Origin of the sequence: Curtobacterium sp. MCBA15_009, assembly GCF_001864895.1 — a bacterium.
Classification (GTDB): domain Bacteria; phylum Actinomycetota; class Actinomycetes; order Actinomycetales; family Microbacteriaceae; genus Curtobacterium.
In genome coordinates this window covers 170,759-185,982 of the sequence record NZ_MJGO01000037.1, presented here as the reverse complement: position 1 = coordinate 185,982, position 15,224 = coordinate 170,759, and the positions used below count along the sequence as shown (strand labels likewise).

The 15,224-nt window shown below is 68.2% G+C and carries 8 protein-coding genes; 6 read left to right on the top strand and 2 right to left on the bottom strand.

Annotated elements, in window-relative coordinates:
• Positions 1–243: 243 nt before the first annotated feature.
• Entirely contained in the window at positions 244–3,732 is a 3,489-nt protein-coding gene (gene rpoB / locus BIU97_RS09135; RefSeq protein WP_071259690.1) for a DNA-directed RNA polymerase subunit beta, read from the top strand.
• Between the two features lie 44 nt (positions 3,733–3,776).
• Positions 3,777–7,658, top strand: coding sequence for a DNA-directed RNA polymerase subunit beta' (rpoC, locus tag BIU97_RS09130; protein ID WP_071259693.1), 3,882 nt, complete (start codon positions 3,777–3,779; stop codon positions 7,656–7,658).
• 87 nt (positions 7,659–7,745) lie between these two features.
• On the opposite strand, the gene BIU97_RS09125 is transcribed toward rpoC, so the two are convergent.
• Together BIU97_RS09125 and BIU97_RS09120 are read right to left on the bottom strand one after the other, a co-directional pair.
• A complete protein-coding gene (locus BIU97_RS09125) occupies positions 7,746–8,915 on the bottom strand; it encodes a hypothetical protein (protein ID WP_139195980.1) in 1,170 nt (389 codons plus the stop codon).
• A gap of 110 nt (positions 8,916–9,025) precedes the next feature.
• Positions 9,026–9,421: a VOC family protein gene (locus BIU97_RS09120; RefSeq protein ID WP_071259699.1), complete on the bottom strand. Its 396-nt coding sequence runs from the start codon at positions 9,419–9,421 to the stop codon at positions 9,026–9,028.
• Positions 9,422–9,483: 62 nt separating this feature from the next.
• On the opposite strand from BIU97_RS09120, the gene BIU97_RS09115 reads away from it, so the two are divergent.
• The 4 genes from BIU97_RS09115 to BIU97_RS09100 all read left to right on the top strand — a co-directional run bounded on the left by BIU97_RS09115 (position 9,484) and on the right by BIU97_RS09100 (position 15,199).
• Complete coding sequence (locus BIU97_RS09115; protein ID WP_175472078.1) at positions 9,484–10,509, top strand: GNAT family N-acetyltransferase; 1,026 nt, start codon at positions 9,484–9,486, stop codon at positions 10,507–10,509.
• 192 nt (positions 10,510–10,701) lie between these two features.
• Complete coding sequence (locus BIU97_RS09110; protein ID WP_071259705.1) at positions 10,702–12,369, top strand: GspE/PulE family protein; 1,668 nt, start codon at positions 10,702–10,704, stop codon at positions 12,367–12,369.
• 20 nt (positions 12,370–12,389) lie between these two features.
• The gene (locus tag BIU97_RS09105) at positions 12,390–13,967 is read left to right on the top strand and encodes a type IV pilus twitching motility protein PilT (RefSeq protein WP_302846699.1); all 1,578 of its coding nucleotides are present in this window, start codon (positions 12,390–12,392) and stop codon (positions 13,965–13,967) included.
• Positions 13,967–15,199, top strand: coding sequence for a type II secretion system F family protein (locus BIU97_RS09100; protein ID WP_083404759.1), 1,233 nt, complete (start codon positions 13,967–13,969; stop codon positions 15,197–15,199). The genes BIU97_RS09105 and BIU97_RS09100 overlap by 1 nt, the downstream gene beginning before the upstream one ends.
• Positions 15,200–15,224 lie beyond the last annotated feature (25 nt).

Sequence of the window (15,224 nt, the reverse complement as noted above, 5' to 3'; positions counted from 1 at the left end):
CAGAGTCCTCTGAGCCTGGTCCACACAACCAGGTTCTTCTCCGCCCTGGTGCAGCCGGACCCGTATATGGCGGCGGGTACCGCTCACGGAGATCATCCCACACGTGCACCGACGTCCTGCGTCCGGCACGCGTCGGCGTGGTCACAGGGCACGGACTCTTCGGGGATCGCCGAGCGATCAATCCACTCACCTACACACTGCTTCGTCAGTGTCGGCCCGACGGGGCCTACGGAGGTCACACCCTTGGCTGCTGCGCCCAACGCATCCACCAACCCCAAGAACGGTCGCAACCACTCGCGACTCTCGTTCGCCAAGATCACGGACACCCTCACGGTTCCTGATCTGCTCGCACTCCAGACGGAGAGCTTCGACTGGCTCGTCGGCAACGACGTCTGGAAGGCCCGTCTCGCAGAGGGACAGGAGCAGGGTCGCACCGACCTCGCCCTGCACTCCGGCCTCGAGGAGATCTTCGAGGAGATCTCCCCGATCGAGGACCTCGGCGAGACCATGCAGCTCTCGTTCACGGCTCCCGAGCTCGAGGACCCGAAGTACTCGATCGACGACTGCAAGGAGCGCGGCAAGACCTACGCCGCCCCGCTGTACGTCAACGCCGAGTTCATGAACCACATGACGGGTGAGATCAAGACGCAGACGGTCTTCATGGGCGACTTCCCGCTCATGACCGAACGCGGCACGTTCATCATCAACGGCACCGAGCGCGTCGTCGTGTCGCAGCTCGTCCGTTCCCCCGGTGTGTACTTCGAGCGCCAGCAGGAGAAGACCTCCGACAAGGACATCTACTCCGCCCGTGTGATCCCGTCGCGCGGTGCGTGGCTCGAGTTCGAGATCGACAAGCGCGACCAGGTGGGCGTGCGCATCGACCGCAAGCGCAAGCAGTCCGTCACGGTCTTCCTCAAGGCCCTCGGCCTGACGAGCGAAGAGATCATGGACGAGTTCCAGGGCTTCGCCTCGATCGAGTCGACCCTCGAGAAGGACGCCATCCTGACGAAGGAAGAGGCGCTCAAGGACATCTACCGCAAGCTCCGTCCGGGCGAGCAGGTCGCTGCCGAGGCCGCGCGTGCGCTCCTCGACAACTTCTACTTCAACCCGAAGCGCTACGACCTGGCGAAGGTCGGCCGCTACAAGGTCAACCGCAAGCTCGGCATCGACGCCCCGCTGTCCGACTCGGTGCTCACCGTCAAGGACATCGTCGCGACGATCAAGTACCTCGTGTCGCTGCACGCCGAGCGCACCACGATCGACGGCGTCCGCGACGGCGAGCCGGTGCAGCTGCGCCTCGACGTGGACGACATCGACCACTTCGGCAACCGTCGCATCCGCGCGGTGGGCGAGCTCATCCAGAACCAGGTCCGCACCGGTCTGTCCCGCATGGAGCGCGTCGTCCGCGAGCGCATGACCACGCAGGACATCGAGGCGATCACGCCGCAGACCCTGATCAACGTGCGCCCCGTCGTCGCCGCGATCAAGGAGTTCTTCGGGACGTCCCAGCTGTCGCAGTTCATGGACCAGAACAACCCGCTCGCGGGCCTGACGCACAAGCGTCGTCTCTCGGCCCTCGGCCCGGGTGGTCTGTCCCGTGAGCGTGCCGGCGTCGAGGTCCGCGACGTCCACCCGTCGCACTACGGCCGCATGTGCCCGATCGAGACCCCGGAAGGCCCGAACATCGGCCTGATCGGTTCGCTCGCGTCGTTCGGTCGGATCAACTCCTTCGGCTTCATCGAGACCCCGTACCGTCGCGTCGTCAACGGCGAGGTCACGAAGACCATCGACTACCTCACCGCTTCGGAAGAGGACGACTTCGTCGTCGCGCAGGCCAACGCCCCGCTGACGAGCGACTTCCACTTCGCCGACGACAAGGTGCTCGTCCGCAAGAAGGGCGGCGAGGTCGAACTCGTCGCCAAGGACGAGGTCGACTACATGGACGTCTCCCCGCGCCAGATGGTGTCGGTCGCGACGTCGCTCATCCCGTTCCTCGAGCACGACGACGCGAACCGCGCCCTCATGGGTGCGAACATGCAGCGTCAGGCCGTCCCGCTGCTCCGTTCCGAGTCGCCGCTCGTCGGCACCGGCATGGAGGGCTACACGGCCATCGACGCCGGCGACGTCGTCACCGCCGACAAGGCCGGTGTCGTCTCCGAGGTCTCGGCCGACGCCGTGACCCTGCAGCTCGACGAGGGCGGCACGCAGACCTACTACCTGCGCAAGTTCGACCGCTCGAACCAGGGCACGAGCTACAACCACCGCGTGGTCGTCTCGGCCGGCGAGCGTGTGGAGCAGGGCGAGGTCATCGCCGACGGTCCCGCGACGGAGAACGGCGAGCTCGCGCTCGGCAAGAACCTCCTCGTCGCGTTCATGCCGTGGGAGGGCTACAACTACGAGGACGCGATGATCCTGTCGCAGAACCTCATCAAGGACGACACGCTCTCCTCGATCCACATCGAGGAGTACGAGGTCGACGCCCGCGACACGAAGCTCGGCAAGGAGGAGATCACCCGTGACCTCCCCAACGTCAGCCCGGACCTGCTGGCCGACCTCGACGAGCGCGGCATCATCCGCATCGGTGCCGAGGTCCGCCCCGGCGACATCCTCGTCGGCAAGGTCACGCCGAAGGGCGAGACCGAGCTGAGCGCCGAGGAGCGCCTGCTCCGCGCGATCTTCAACGAGAAGTCGCGCGAGGTCCGCGACACCTCGCTGAAGGTGCCCCACGGTGAAGAGGGCACGATCATCGGCGTCAAGGTGTTCGACGCGCAGGACGGCGACGACGAGCTCGGCTCGGGCGTCAACCAGCGCGTGGTCGTCTACATCGCCCAGAAGCGCAAGATCACCGCGGGCGACAAGCTCGCCGGTCGTCACGGCAACAAGGGCGTCATCTCGACGATCCTGCCGGTCGAGGACATGCCGTTCCTGGCGGACGGCACCCCGGTCGACATCGTCCTCAACCCGCTCGGCGTCCCCGGCCGCATGAACTTCGGCCAGGTGCTCGAGATCCACCTCGGGTGGCTCGCCAAGCAGGGCTGGAACGTCGAGGGCATCCAGGAGTGGGCAGCCGACCTGCCGGAGGCAGCGCGCAGCGCCGAGCCCGGCACGAAGGTCGCCACCCCGGTGTTCGACGGTGCCTACGAGCGTGAGATCGAGGGCCTCCTCGACTCGACCCTGCCGAACCGCGACGGCGAGCGCCTCATCGGCTCGTCCGGCAAGGCGCAGCTCTTCGACGGCCGCTCCGGCGAGCCGTTCCCGGAGCCCGTCTCGGTCGGTTACATGTACATCCTCAAGCTGCACCACCTGGTCGACGACAAGATCCACGCGCGTTCGACCGGTCCGTACTCGATGATCACGCAGCAGCCGCTGGGTGGTAAGGCGCAGTTCGGTGGACAGCGATTCGGTGAGATGGAGGTGTGGGCACTCGAGGCGTACGGCGCCGCCTACGCCCTCCAGGAGCTCCTGACGATCAAGTCCGACGACATCCTCGGCCGCGTGAAGGTCTACGAGGCGATCGTCAAGGGCGAGAACATCCAGGAACCCGGCATCCCCGAGTCGTTCAAGGTCCTCATGAAGGAGATGCAGTCGCTCTGCCTGAACGTCGAGGTCCTCTCGGCCGACGGCCAGGCGGTCAGCCTCCGCGACACGGACGACGAGGTCTTCCGCGCCGCCGAAGAGCTGGGCATCAACATCTCCTCGCGGTTCGAGTCGTCCTCTGTCGACGACATCTGATCCCGCCCGTACATCGAAGCCTGAATCAGCAAGAGAGAAGAACATTGCTCGAAGCAACTTCCTTTGACGCCATTCGGATCGGCCTCGCGACCGCCGAGGACATCCGTCAGTGGTCGTACGGCGAGGTCAAGAAGCCGGAGACCATCAACTACCGCACCCTGAAGCCCGAGAAGGACGGTCTGTTCGGCGAGCAGATCTTCGGTCCCTCCCGCGACTGGGAGTGCGCCTGCGGCAAGTACAAGCGTGTCCGGTTCAAGGGCATCGTCTGCGAGCGCTGCGGCGTCGAGGTCACCAAGTCCTCGGTCCGTCGTGAGCGCATGGGCCACATCGAGCTCGCCGCCCCCGTCACGCACATCTGGTACTTCAAGGGCGTCCCGTCGCGCCTCGGGTACCTCCTCGACATGGCGCCGAAGGACCTCGAGAAGGTCATCTACTTCGCGGCGTACATGATCATCGACATCGATGAAGAGGGCCGCCACGCGGACATGCCGGGTCTCGAGAACGAGATGCGTCTCGAGATCAAGACCCTCGAGGGCCAGCGCGACTCGATCATCGCCGACCGCCTCAAGAAGCTCGAGGACGACCTCGCAGCCCTCGAGGAAGAAGGCGCCAAGGCCGACGTCAAGCGCCGCACCAAGGACACCGCCGAGAAGGAGATGTCCCAGGTCCGCAAGTCGTTCGACGAGGACATCACCCGTCTCGAGCGTGTGTGGGAGGACTTCCGCAACCTCAAGGTGGGCGACCTCAAGCCCGAGGACGCCGTCTTCCACGAGCTCCAGGACCGCTTCGGGATCTACTTCGACGCCTACATGGGCGCCGAGGCGATCAAGCTGCGGCTCGAGGCGTTCGACCTGGCCGCCGAGGCCGAGGCGCTGCGCCTGCAGATCGCCGAGGGCAAGGGCCAGAAGAAGATCCGCGCGATCAAGCGTCTGCGCGTCGTCAGCTCCTTCCTCGCCACCGGCAACTCGCCGGCAGCGATGGTGCTCGGCGTCGTGCCGGTCATCCCGCCGGAGCTGCGCCCGATGGTGCAGCTCGACGGTGGCCGCTTCGCCACGTCGGACCTCAACGACCTCTACCGTCGTGTGATCAACCGCAACAACCGTCTCCGCCGCCTGCTCGACCTCGGTGCCCCCGAGATCATCGTGAACAACGAGAAGCGCATGCTGCAGGAAGCGGTCGACGCGCTGTTCGACAACGGTCGTCGTGGCCGCCCGGTCACGGGTACCGGCAACCGCGCCCTGAAGTCCCTGAGCGACATGCTCAAGGGCAAGCAGGGTCGTTTCCGCCAGAACCTGCTCGGCAAGCGCGTCGACTACTCGGGCCGTTCGGTCATCATCGTCGGCCCGCAGCTGAAGCTGCACCAGTGCGGTCTGCCCAAGCAGATGGCGCTCGAGCTCTTCAAGCCGTTCGTGATCAAGCGCCTCATCGACCTGTCGCACGCGCAGAACATCAAGTCGGCCAAGCGCATGGTCGAGCGTTCGCGTCCGCAGGTGTGGGACGTGCTCGAGGAGATCATCCGCGAGCGCCCCGTCCTGCTGAACCGTGCGCCGACGCTGCACCGTTTGGGCATCCAGGCGTTCGAGCCGCAGCTCGTCGAGGGCAAGGCCATCCAGCTCCACCCGCTCGTGTGTGCTGCGTTCAACGCGGACTTCGACGGTGACCAGATGGCCGTGCACCTGCCGCTGTCGGTCGAGGCCCAGGCCGAGGCCCGCATCCTGATGCTCGCCTCGAACAACATCCTCAAGCCGTCCGACGGCCGCCCGGTGACCCTGCCCGCACAGGACATGATCATCGGTCTGCACCACCTCACCACCGTCCGCGAGGGCGCCGTGGGCGAGGGCCGTGCGTTCTCGTCGGTCGCCGAGGCGATCCTGGCGAACGACCAGCACACGCTGCACCTCAACGCGATGGTGAAGATCCGCATGACGGGTGTCCACTTCGCCGAGGGTGAAGCACCCGAGGGCTACGAGCAGGGCGACACCGTGCTGCTCGAGACGACCCTGGGCCGTGCGCTCTTCAACGAGACCCTGCCGGCGAACTACCCGTTCGTCCAGAAGGTCACCGACAAGGGCGTGCTCTCCGCGATCGTCAACGACCTCGCCGAGCGCTACTCCAAGACCGAGACGGCCGCCGCGCTCGACCGGATCAAGGACGCCGGCTTCTACTGGGGCACCCGCTCCGGTGTGACCGTCGCCCTGTCGGACGTCGTGACGCCTCCTCGCAAGAAGGAGATCATCGCGGGCTACGAGGTCCAGGCCGCCAAGGTGCAGGGCGAGTTCGACAAGGGTCTGATCACCGACTCCGAGCGTCGCGCCGACCTGATCAAGATCTGGACCGAGGCCACGAACGAGATCGCGCAGGAGATGCGCGACAACTTCCCGGTCGACAACACCATCAACCGCATGGTGTCGTCCGGTGCTCGTGGTAACTGGCTGCAGGTCCGCAACATCGCCGGTATGCGTGGTCTGGTGAACAACCCGAAGGGCGAGATCATCGCCCGCCCGATCATCAACTCGTACCGCGAGGGCCTGACCGTGGCGGAGTACTTCATCGCCACCCACGGTGCTCGTAAGGGTCTTGCCGACACCGCGCTCCGTACCGCGGACTCCGGGTACCTCACCCGTCGTCTCGTGGACGTCTCGCAGGACGTCATCATCCGCGAGGACGACTGCGGCACGACGCGTGGCCTCGAGCTGCCGATCGCGACCGTGGACGCCGACGGCAAGCTCGTCCGCGACCCGCGCGTCGAGAACACCGTGTACTCCCGCACCCTGGCCACCGAGGCCGTGGACGCGAAGGGCACGGTCGTCGCCGAGGCCGGCGAGGACGTCGGTGACGTCCTCATCGACAAGCTGCTCGCTGCCGGTGTCGAGAGCATCAAGGTGCGCTCGGTCCTGACCTGCGAGTCGGCTGTCGGTGTCTGCGCGAAGTGCTACGGCCGTTCGCTCGCCACGGGCAACCTGGTCGACATCGGTGAGGCGGTCGGCATCATCGCCGCGCAGTCCATCGGTGAGCCCGGTACCCAGCTGACGATGCGTACCTTCCACACGGGTGGTTCGGCCTCGGCCGACGACATCACCCAGGGTCTGCCGCGTGTCACGGAGCTCTTCGAGGCCCGTACGCCCAAGGGCGCGTCCCCGATCGCCGAGGCCCCCGGCCGCGTCGTGGTCGAGGACACGGACAAGGGTCGTCGGATCATCCTCACGCCGGACAACGGCGACGAGCCGTTCATCTACCCGGTGCTCAAGCGTGCGACGCTCCTCATCGAGGACAACCAGCACGTCGAGCTCGGCGAGCAGTTCATCGCCGGCACCGTCGACCCGAAGGAAGTCCTCCGGGTCAAGGGTGTCCGCGAGGTCCAGAAGCACCTGGTCAACGGTGTGCAGGACGTCTACGGCTCGCAGGGTGTGCCGATCCACGACAAGCACATCGAGGTCATCGTCCGCCAGATGCTCCGCAAGGTCACCGTCGTCGACCACGGCGACACCGACCTGCTGCCGGGTGAGCTCGTCGACCGGTCGCGCTACAACGCGCTGAACCGTGCGGCGCTGCAGGAGGGTCGCAAGACCGCCTCGGCTCGCCAGGAGGTCATGGGCATCACGAAGGCGTCCCTCGCGACCGAGTCGTGGCTGTCCGCCGCGTCCTTCCAGGAGACCACCCGCGTGCTCACGCAGGCGGCCATGGAGGGCAAGCAGGACCACCTCGTCGGCCTCAAGGAGAACGTCATCATCGGTAAGCTCATCCCCGCCGGGACGGGCCTCAGCCGGTACCGCGACGTGGACGTGAACGCGACGGAGGAGGCGAAGGCGGAGCGGTACCCGAACCGCATCTTCTCCGACGACTCGTCGTTCTCGGACGCCGACCTGAGCTTCGTCGACTTCGACAGCTTCTCGTCGGACGACTTCACGCCGGGCACGTACAACTGAACCGAGTGAGCTCGACGGAAGGGCCCTGCATCCACCAGGATGCGGGGCCCTTCCGCTTGTCGCCTCGCGGTCAGCGACGGCTGCCGTTCAGCGGTAGGTGACCGTCGCGTCCCCGAGGGGCCCGTCGTCACCCATGGCGTGCACGGTCACGGTCCCCCCGGCCAGCCGACGGGGGTCGAGCTTGACCGTCCACTTGCCGAGCCCCGGGACCCGCGGCTCGACGGCGTTCCCGTCGGCGTCCGTCGCGGGCGCACCGTCGGCGTCGGTGAACGACAGGCGGGCGTTCGGCTCCGCCGACCCGGACAGCACCAGCTTCCGCGGCGCGTACCGGTCGACGGCGGCCGTGGTCGGGAACGGGATCATCGCGCCCGACGTCGCCGACCCGACCAGCTTGCCCTCCTCGTGGACCTCGGCGATGATCCCCATGAACCGGGTGCCGTCGGCGGGGTAGGCGAGGTCGGCCTCCCAGGTGCCGTCGGTGTTCTCGATCCAGTCCGTGTCGCCGTCGACCAGGGACCACGGTGCGCCGGACTCGTCGACGAAGCGCATCTGGGTCGCCGCCGGGCCGCGGCCCGAGACGTGGACCGTGTGCCCGACCGCGTCGACGACGACGTCGTCGATCCTCGGGTCGGCGTTCTGGTCGGCGGTGGCGTTCACCCGCAGCTGTTCGGCGCCGTCGAAGCGCAGGACGGTGGTGAGCGTGTGCTTGCCGAAGCCGACCCCGGTGATGCGGTGGGCGACCTTCCCGTCGCGGTCGACGACGGTCGACCCAGAGGGTGCACCGTCGACGCTGAACTCGAGACGCGCGCCCGGTTCGAACCCACCAGGCGAGGACACCTTCAGTGAGCGGTTCCAGCCCTCGCGCGTGATCAGCAACGCGAGCCAGGTCACCGGCTTGGTGGTCGCACGGACGGTCCGCTGCGGCGAGCCGATCGAGTCGGAGACCGTGAACGTGTGGTCGCCGAAGTCGTCGACGTGGGTCACGGCGCGCCAGGATCCGTCCGTGCGGACACGGGCGTCCACGGCTGCTCCGTCCGACGGCTGGACGGTCACGCGGTCGCCGGGGTCGCCCGTGCCGGCGAGCGTCACCGTGCCGGCGTTGTGCACGATGGAGGCCACCCGGGCAGTCAGGATGGGCACGGTGACGACGGCTCGGGCGGGTGCGGCGAACCCGATGACGGTCAGGAGCACGACGAGGACAGCGGCGATGACGAGCGGCCGGTGCGACCGACCTGCTGAAATGTGGAACATTGTCATGCCGGACATCGTGCAACTGCGGTGCGGCCGGTGTCCAGGCCTTGAAACGAACTGTTCACAACCGTGCTGCACCGCAGAACCGAGGGCAGCTCGGTCCGGGAGGCAGCGGGTCAGACGGCGCGGCCGGTGTCGTCGGCGCGGCCGCCGCCCGTGCCCGTCTCGTCGACGAGCGAGTACAGACTCAGGACGTTCCCGTCGGGGTCGCGGACGTCGAACCACGCGACCGCGCCGTCGACGCACGCGACCGGGCCCACGTCGATGCCGAGTGCCGCGATCCGGGCGTGCTGCGCAGCCACGTCGTCCACGCCGAAGCGGACACGGGCAGGGTGCTCCTCGGCGTCCGGTTCCTCGAGGAGCTGGACCCAGATGCCGCCGATCTCGTACTCGGCGACGCCGTCGGTGGGTTCGAGGTCCGGTTCCGCACGCTCGAACACCGCGCCGTACCAGAGGCACGACGCCTCGATGTCGGCGACCGGCAGGCCGACGGTCACGCTCGTGATGTCCATGACTCATCATGGCCCGCGTCGCGGGGTTCGTCGAGGGTGGGCGGACCTGGCAGGGTGGTGGGATGGCGACCCTGCGCGAACGGATCACGGCACCGGCACACCTCGAGCTGCCGAGTCCGGTCGGCGGTCTGACCTTCCGGCCCGCGACCCTCGACGACCTGCCGGCGATGCACGCCGTGGCGGTCGCCGCGGCGGCCGTCGACGACCCGCATGCTCGTCCCTCCACAGCGGACCTGCACCGCTCGCTGTCCACAGAAGGACTCGACGTCGCCCGCGACACCGTGGTCGGCGCCGATGCTGACGGGCATGTGCAGGCCTACGGCATCGTCGTCGACGTCCCCTCCCGTGTCACCGCGGCTCGTGTGGTCCTCGACGGCGCGGTCCACCCCGACCATCGCGACCGCGGCGTCGGCCGACGGCTGCTCGCCTGGCAGAGCGGGCGGGCGCGCCAGCGGCTCGCCACGCTCGACGTCGACCTGCCCGCGGCGCTCGACGTCGGTGGGCGCCGCGGATCGTCCGTCCTGCGCCTCGCCGCGCGGGCGGGGTTCGAGCCGATCCGCGACTGGGTCGACATGCAGGTCGTGTTCGACGAGCGGTCCGACGAGGTCGCGGTTCCGTCCGTCCCGGACGGCCTGGTGGTCCGACGGACGACGGCCGACGACATCGAACCGATGCGCCTCGCCAAGAACGACGCCTTCCGCGACCACTGGGGATCGCAGCCGATGGTCGCCGCCGACTGGCACGGGTTCCTCACCGCACCGAAGAGCCGTCCCGACCTGTCGCGCGTCGTCGTGGACGGGGACGGCTCCGTCCTGGCGTTCGCCGTCGTGGAGTCCGACCCGGAGTCCTTCGCGGCCCGCGGGCACTCCTTCGGCTACGTCCACTGGGTCGGGGTCGTCCGCGCGGCGCGCGGCACGGGGCTGGCACCGATCGTGCTCGACGCCGCACTGCAGGCGATCCGCGCCGACGGGCTCGCCGCCGCGGTGCTGCACGTCGACGCCGAGAACCCGAGCGGTGCCGGCCGGATCTACGAGCGCCTCGGCTTCGTCGCGGGCGACGTGCACGTCACGGCGTCCACAGCGCTCTGACCGGACCCGCCTCCACCGGACCCAGCTCCACCGTGCACCCCTGTTCTGGGTGCACCCGACCCCTGCTCGCCCCCTCTTTCTGGGACTGCGGTCCGTCGGTGCGCCAGAAGTAGCGTGGTCGGGCGCCTTCTCCCTGGTGGCGCACGACCCGACGACGTCTCGCGCCCGCGAGTCCAAGGAGGTGGGGGCCTGATGGCGACCCTGTCCGAGATCCTCATCCTGAACGGCGCCCTGCCCATCGAGCACCTCGACTCGATGACCGGCGACGAGGAGCTCGACGAACGCGCCATCCGCGGCCTCGTCGACCAGGGCGTCGTGAGCGAGGCCCAGTTCATCACCGCCCGCGCGGCCTCGAACAACTCCCGCACCGTCCCGCTGACCGACTACCCGGTCGACGGCACCGCCGTGTCGATGCTCCCCGCCGCGCTCTGCCGCCGGCACGGCGTGCTCGGCGTCGGCTTCGAGGGCGAGCTGCTCATCCTCGCGATGGTGAACCCGACCAACGTCCTGGCGATCGACGACGCCCGTGCCGCCTCCGGCCGTCCGATCAAGCCCCTGCAGGTCGAGGAGCGCGACCTCGCCACCGCCCTCGACCGCTACCTGCGTGCCGACGACGAGCTGAACGACCTCACCTCCTCGCTCGAGGAGGAAGCGTCCGTCAGCGCCTCCGCCCAGGTGGACATCGCCGACGGTGCGCTCGACGACGTCCCGATCGTCCGTTTCGTCAACCTGCTCGTGTCCCAGGCGATCCAGGACCACGCCTCCGACATCCACATCGAGCCGGGCGAGCACGAGGTCCGGATCCGCTACCGCATCGACGGCGTGCTGCACGAGATGGCCCCGGCGCCGAAGAACATCCAGAACGGCGTGATCAGCCGCCTGAAGATCATGAGCGACATCGACATCGCGGAACGGCGCAAGCCCCAGGACGGCCGCATGTCGGTCCGTCACGGCGGCCGTCAGATCGACCTCCGCGTGGCGACGCTGCCGACGGTGTGGGGCGAGAAGGTCGTCATGCGGATCCTCGACAACACGAACACGTCGTTGACCCTCAAGGACCTCAACCTGCTCGAGCAGAACTTCCAGGCGTACCAGAAGTCCTACTCGAAGCCGTACGGCATGATCCTGGTCACCGGTCCGACCGGTTCGGGCAAGTCGACCACGCTGTACACGACCCTGAACGCCGTCGCGCGCCCCGAGATCAACGTCATCACGGTCGAGGACCCGGTCGAGTACCGGATGTCCGGCATCAACCAGGTGCAGGTGAACCCGAAGGCCGGCCTGACCTTCGCCTCGGCGCTCCGTTCGATCCTGCGGTCCGACCCCGACGTCGTCCTGCTCGGTGAGATCCGCGACCACGAGACCGCCCAGATCGCGATCGAGGCGTCGCTGACCGGCCACCTCGTGCTCTCCACCCTGCACACCAACGACGCACCGTCGGCCGTGACCCGGCTCACCGAGATGGACATCGAGCCCTTCCTGGTCGGTTCCGCCCTGGACTCCGTGGTGGCGCAGCGACTCGCGCGTCGCCTCTGCGACCGGTGCAAGGCGCCCGCCGTGTACGAGGCCGAGCAGCTCCAGGCCCTCGGCTTCCTGCGCGCCGGCGACGAGGTCCCGCCGTTCTTCGCGCCGGTCGGCTGCGCGGTCTGCTCGAACACGGGCTACCGGGGCCGGATCGCGCTGCACGAGGTCATGACCGTCACCGAGGAGATCGAACGGCTCGCCGTCGCGCGCGCCTCGAGTGCGGAGATCAGCCGCGTCGCCCAGCAGCAGGGCATGCTGACCCTCCGCCAGGACGGCTTCGAGAAGGTCAAGCTCGGCATGACGAGCGTCGACGAGATCCTGCGCGTGGTCGCGTAGGCACCGGGAGGACACGAGCGATGACCGATTCCGTGTACGACATCACGACCCCCGGCGACGAGCCCGTCGCCGGCTGGCACCCGGGCAACCCCGGTACCGAGGTGGGGTCCCGACGAGCCGCCCGACTCGCGTCGGCTGCCCCCACGGCGCCTGTCCCGGCGGCCGCGCCCGAGCAGGTCTACGACCTCGGCGACGACACCATGGCCTGGCCGGCCCCCACCGGCTCGCCCATCGCCGTCCCGGTGGCGCAGCCCCTCGCCGCCCCCGCGACGCCGCCGGCAGCGGTGCCGTCGTCGATCGCGACCTACGGGTACACCGAGGCGCCGACGCACCAGCTGCCGGCGATCCCGTACAGCGGCGCGCACCACGCGACCCCGCCGGCGGCTCCCGCCGCGCCGGCCGCGGGCTCGTCGTCGGGTGACATCGACTTCTCGCGGCACGCCCGCGAGGTCGCCGACCCGGACCTCATCACCGCACTCGCCCAGGTCGTCTACCAGGGTGCGTCCGACCTGCACGTCACGGCGGACGCCCCGCCCACCGTCCGCGTCGACGGCTCGCTCCGCCCCGCCGTGCCGGGAGGCGCGTGGTCGCGTGGCAAGGTCATCGCGGCACTCAAGACGCTGCTGTCCGTCGAGCAGGCCGGCCAGTTCGACCACGACCAGGAACTCGACTTCGCGTACTCGCTCTCGCCGGAGTACCGGTTCCGCGTGAACTACTACCAGCAGCGCGGCAACTGGGGCGCGGCCTTCCGCATCATCCCGACGAAGATCAAGACGCTCAAGCAGCTCGGCATCCCCGAGCACGTGGGCGACTTCGCCGGCCTGCCGCGCGGCCTCGTGCTCGTGACCGGGCCCACCGGTTCCGGCAAGTCGACGACGCTCGCCGCCCTCATCGACCTGGTGAACGAGAGCCGCGCGGACCACATCGTGACGGTCGAGGACCCGATCGAGTTCATGCACGAGCACAAGCGCGCCATCATCAACCAGCGCGAGGTCGGTGCCGACACGCACTCCTTCGCCTCGGCGCTCAAGCACGTGCTCCGCCAGGACCCCGACGTCATCCTCATCGGCGAGCTCCGCGACCTCGAGACCATCTCCGTCGCCCTCACCGCCGCCGAGACCGGCCACCTGGTGTTCGCCACCCTGCACACGCAGAGCGCCCCCGGCACGATCGACCGCGTCATCGACGTCTTCCCGCCGCACCAGCAGGGCCAGATCCGCACGCAGCTCGCGGCCACCCTGCAGGGCGTCGTCTGCCAGACGCTCGTGCCGAAGGCGAACGGTGTCGGCCGTGTGGTCGCCACCGAGATCATGACGATCACGCCCGCCATCGGGAACCTCATCCGCGAGGGCAAGACGTACCAGATCACCTCGGCCATGCAGGCCGGGCGTGACCTCGGCATGCACACCATGGACCAGGACCTCGCGGAACTGGTCAACGTCGGCACGATCTCGCGGAAGGCCGCGATGGAGAAGGTGCACGACGAGGACGGCTTCGACCGGCTCGTGCAGCGCGTCGAGTCCCCGTCCGATTCATCGGCCGCCGCGATCGCCGCCAGCGGCATCGACTTCGGCGACAAGTTCTCCGGAGGCTACTGATGTCGCTCGCGTTCGACTACCGAGGCCGGGACGGCGCCGGCAAGCTCGTCAAGGGGCGGCTCGACGCCGCGTCCGAGGGCGCCGTCGTCCAGCGCCTGCGGGGCATGGGCGTCTCGCCCATCGCGATCACCGAGTCCAAGGCCGGCACCGGTCTGCAGGCCGAGATCAAGATCCCGGGCTTCGAGGCGGGCATCAAGCTCAAGGAGCTCGCGATCATGGCGCGGCAGGGTGCGACGATGCTCGCGAGTGGGCTCTCCCTGCTCCGAGCACTCTCGATCCTCGCTGACCAGACCGAGAGCAGGCGTCTCCGGACCATCCTCGGTCAGGTCCGCGACGAGGTCGAGCGCGGCGTCGCCTTCTCCGATGCGGTCGCGAAGTTCCCCGTCGACTTCCCGCCGATCATGATCAACATGATCCGCGCGGGCGAGACGGGCGGGTTTCTCGACAAGGCGATGGAATCGATCGCGACCAACTTCGAGAAGGAGCACAAGCTCCGGACGACCATCAAGTCGGCCATGACCTACCCGGTGGTCGTGCTCGTGATGTCGCTGCTCGCCGTCGTGATCATGCTGATCTTCATCGTCCCCGTGTTCCAGAGCATGTTCGAGGGGCTCGGCAGCAAGCTCCCGCTGCCGACGATGATGCTCGTGTACCTGTCCCACGCCATGCGCTACGTCGCGATCCCGCTGGCGATCGCCATCGCGGTCTTCTGGTTCTGGTGGCGCGCCAACAAGAACACCGATCGCGTACGCGCCTTCGTCGACCCCATCGCACTGCGCCTGCCGGTGTTCGGGGCATTGCAGAAGAAGATCGTGATCGCGCGTTTCGCCCGGAACTTCTCGGACATGATCGGAGCCGGCGTCCCGATCCTGCAGGCATTGCGCATCGTCGGAGAAGTGTCGAACAACTTTGTCGTACAACGGGCACTGAACAATGTCGGCGAATCAGTGCGGAAAGGCGAATCAATTGCGGGGCCGCTCGCAAAGGAACCCGTTTTCCCGTCGATGGTCTCGCAGATGGTCGCGGTCGGTGAGGACGCCGGGTCGCTCGAGGTGATGCTCGAGAAGATCGCCGTGTTCTACGACGCCGAAGTAGAGGCCACCACCGAGGCGCTGACGTCGCTCATCGAGCCGCTGCTCATCGCCTTCCTCGGCGTCGTCGTCGGCGGCATGATCATCGCGCTCTACCTTCCGATCTTCCAGATCACGAGCGTCATCGAGGGCGCTTCCTGATTCCCGACCCCCAGTGCGGGGGCGA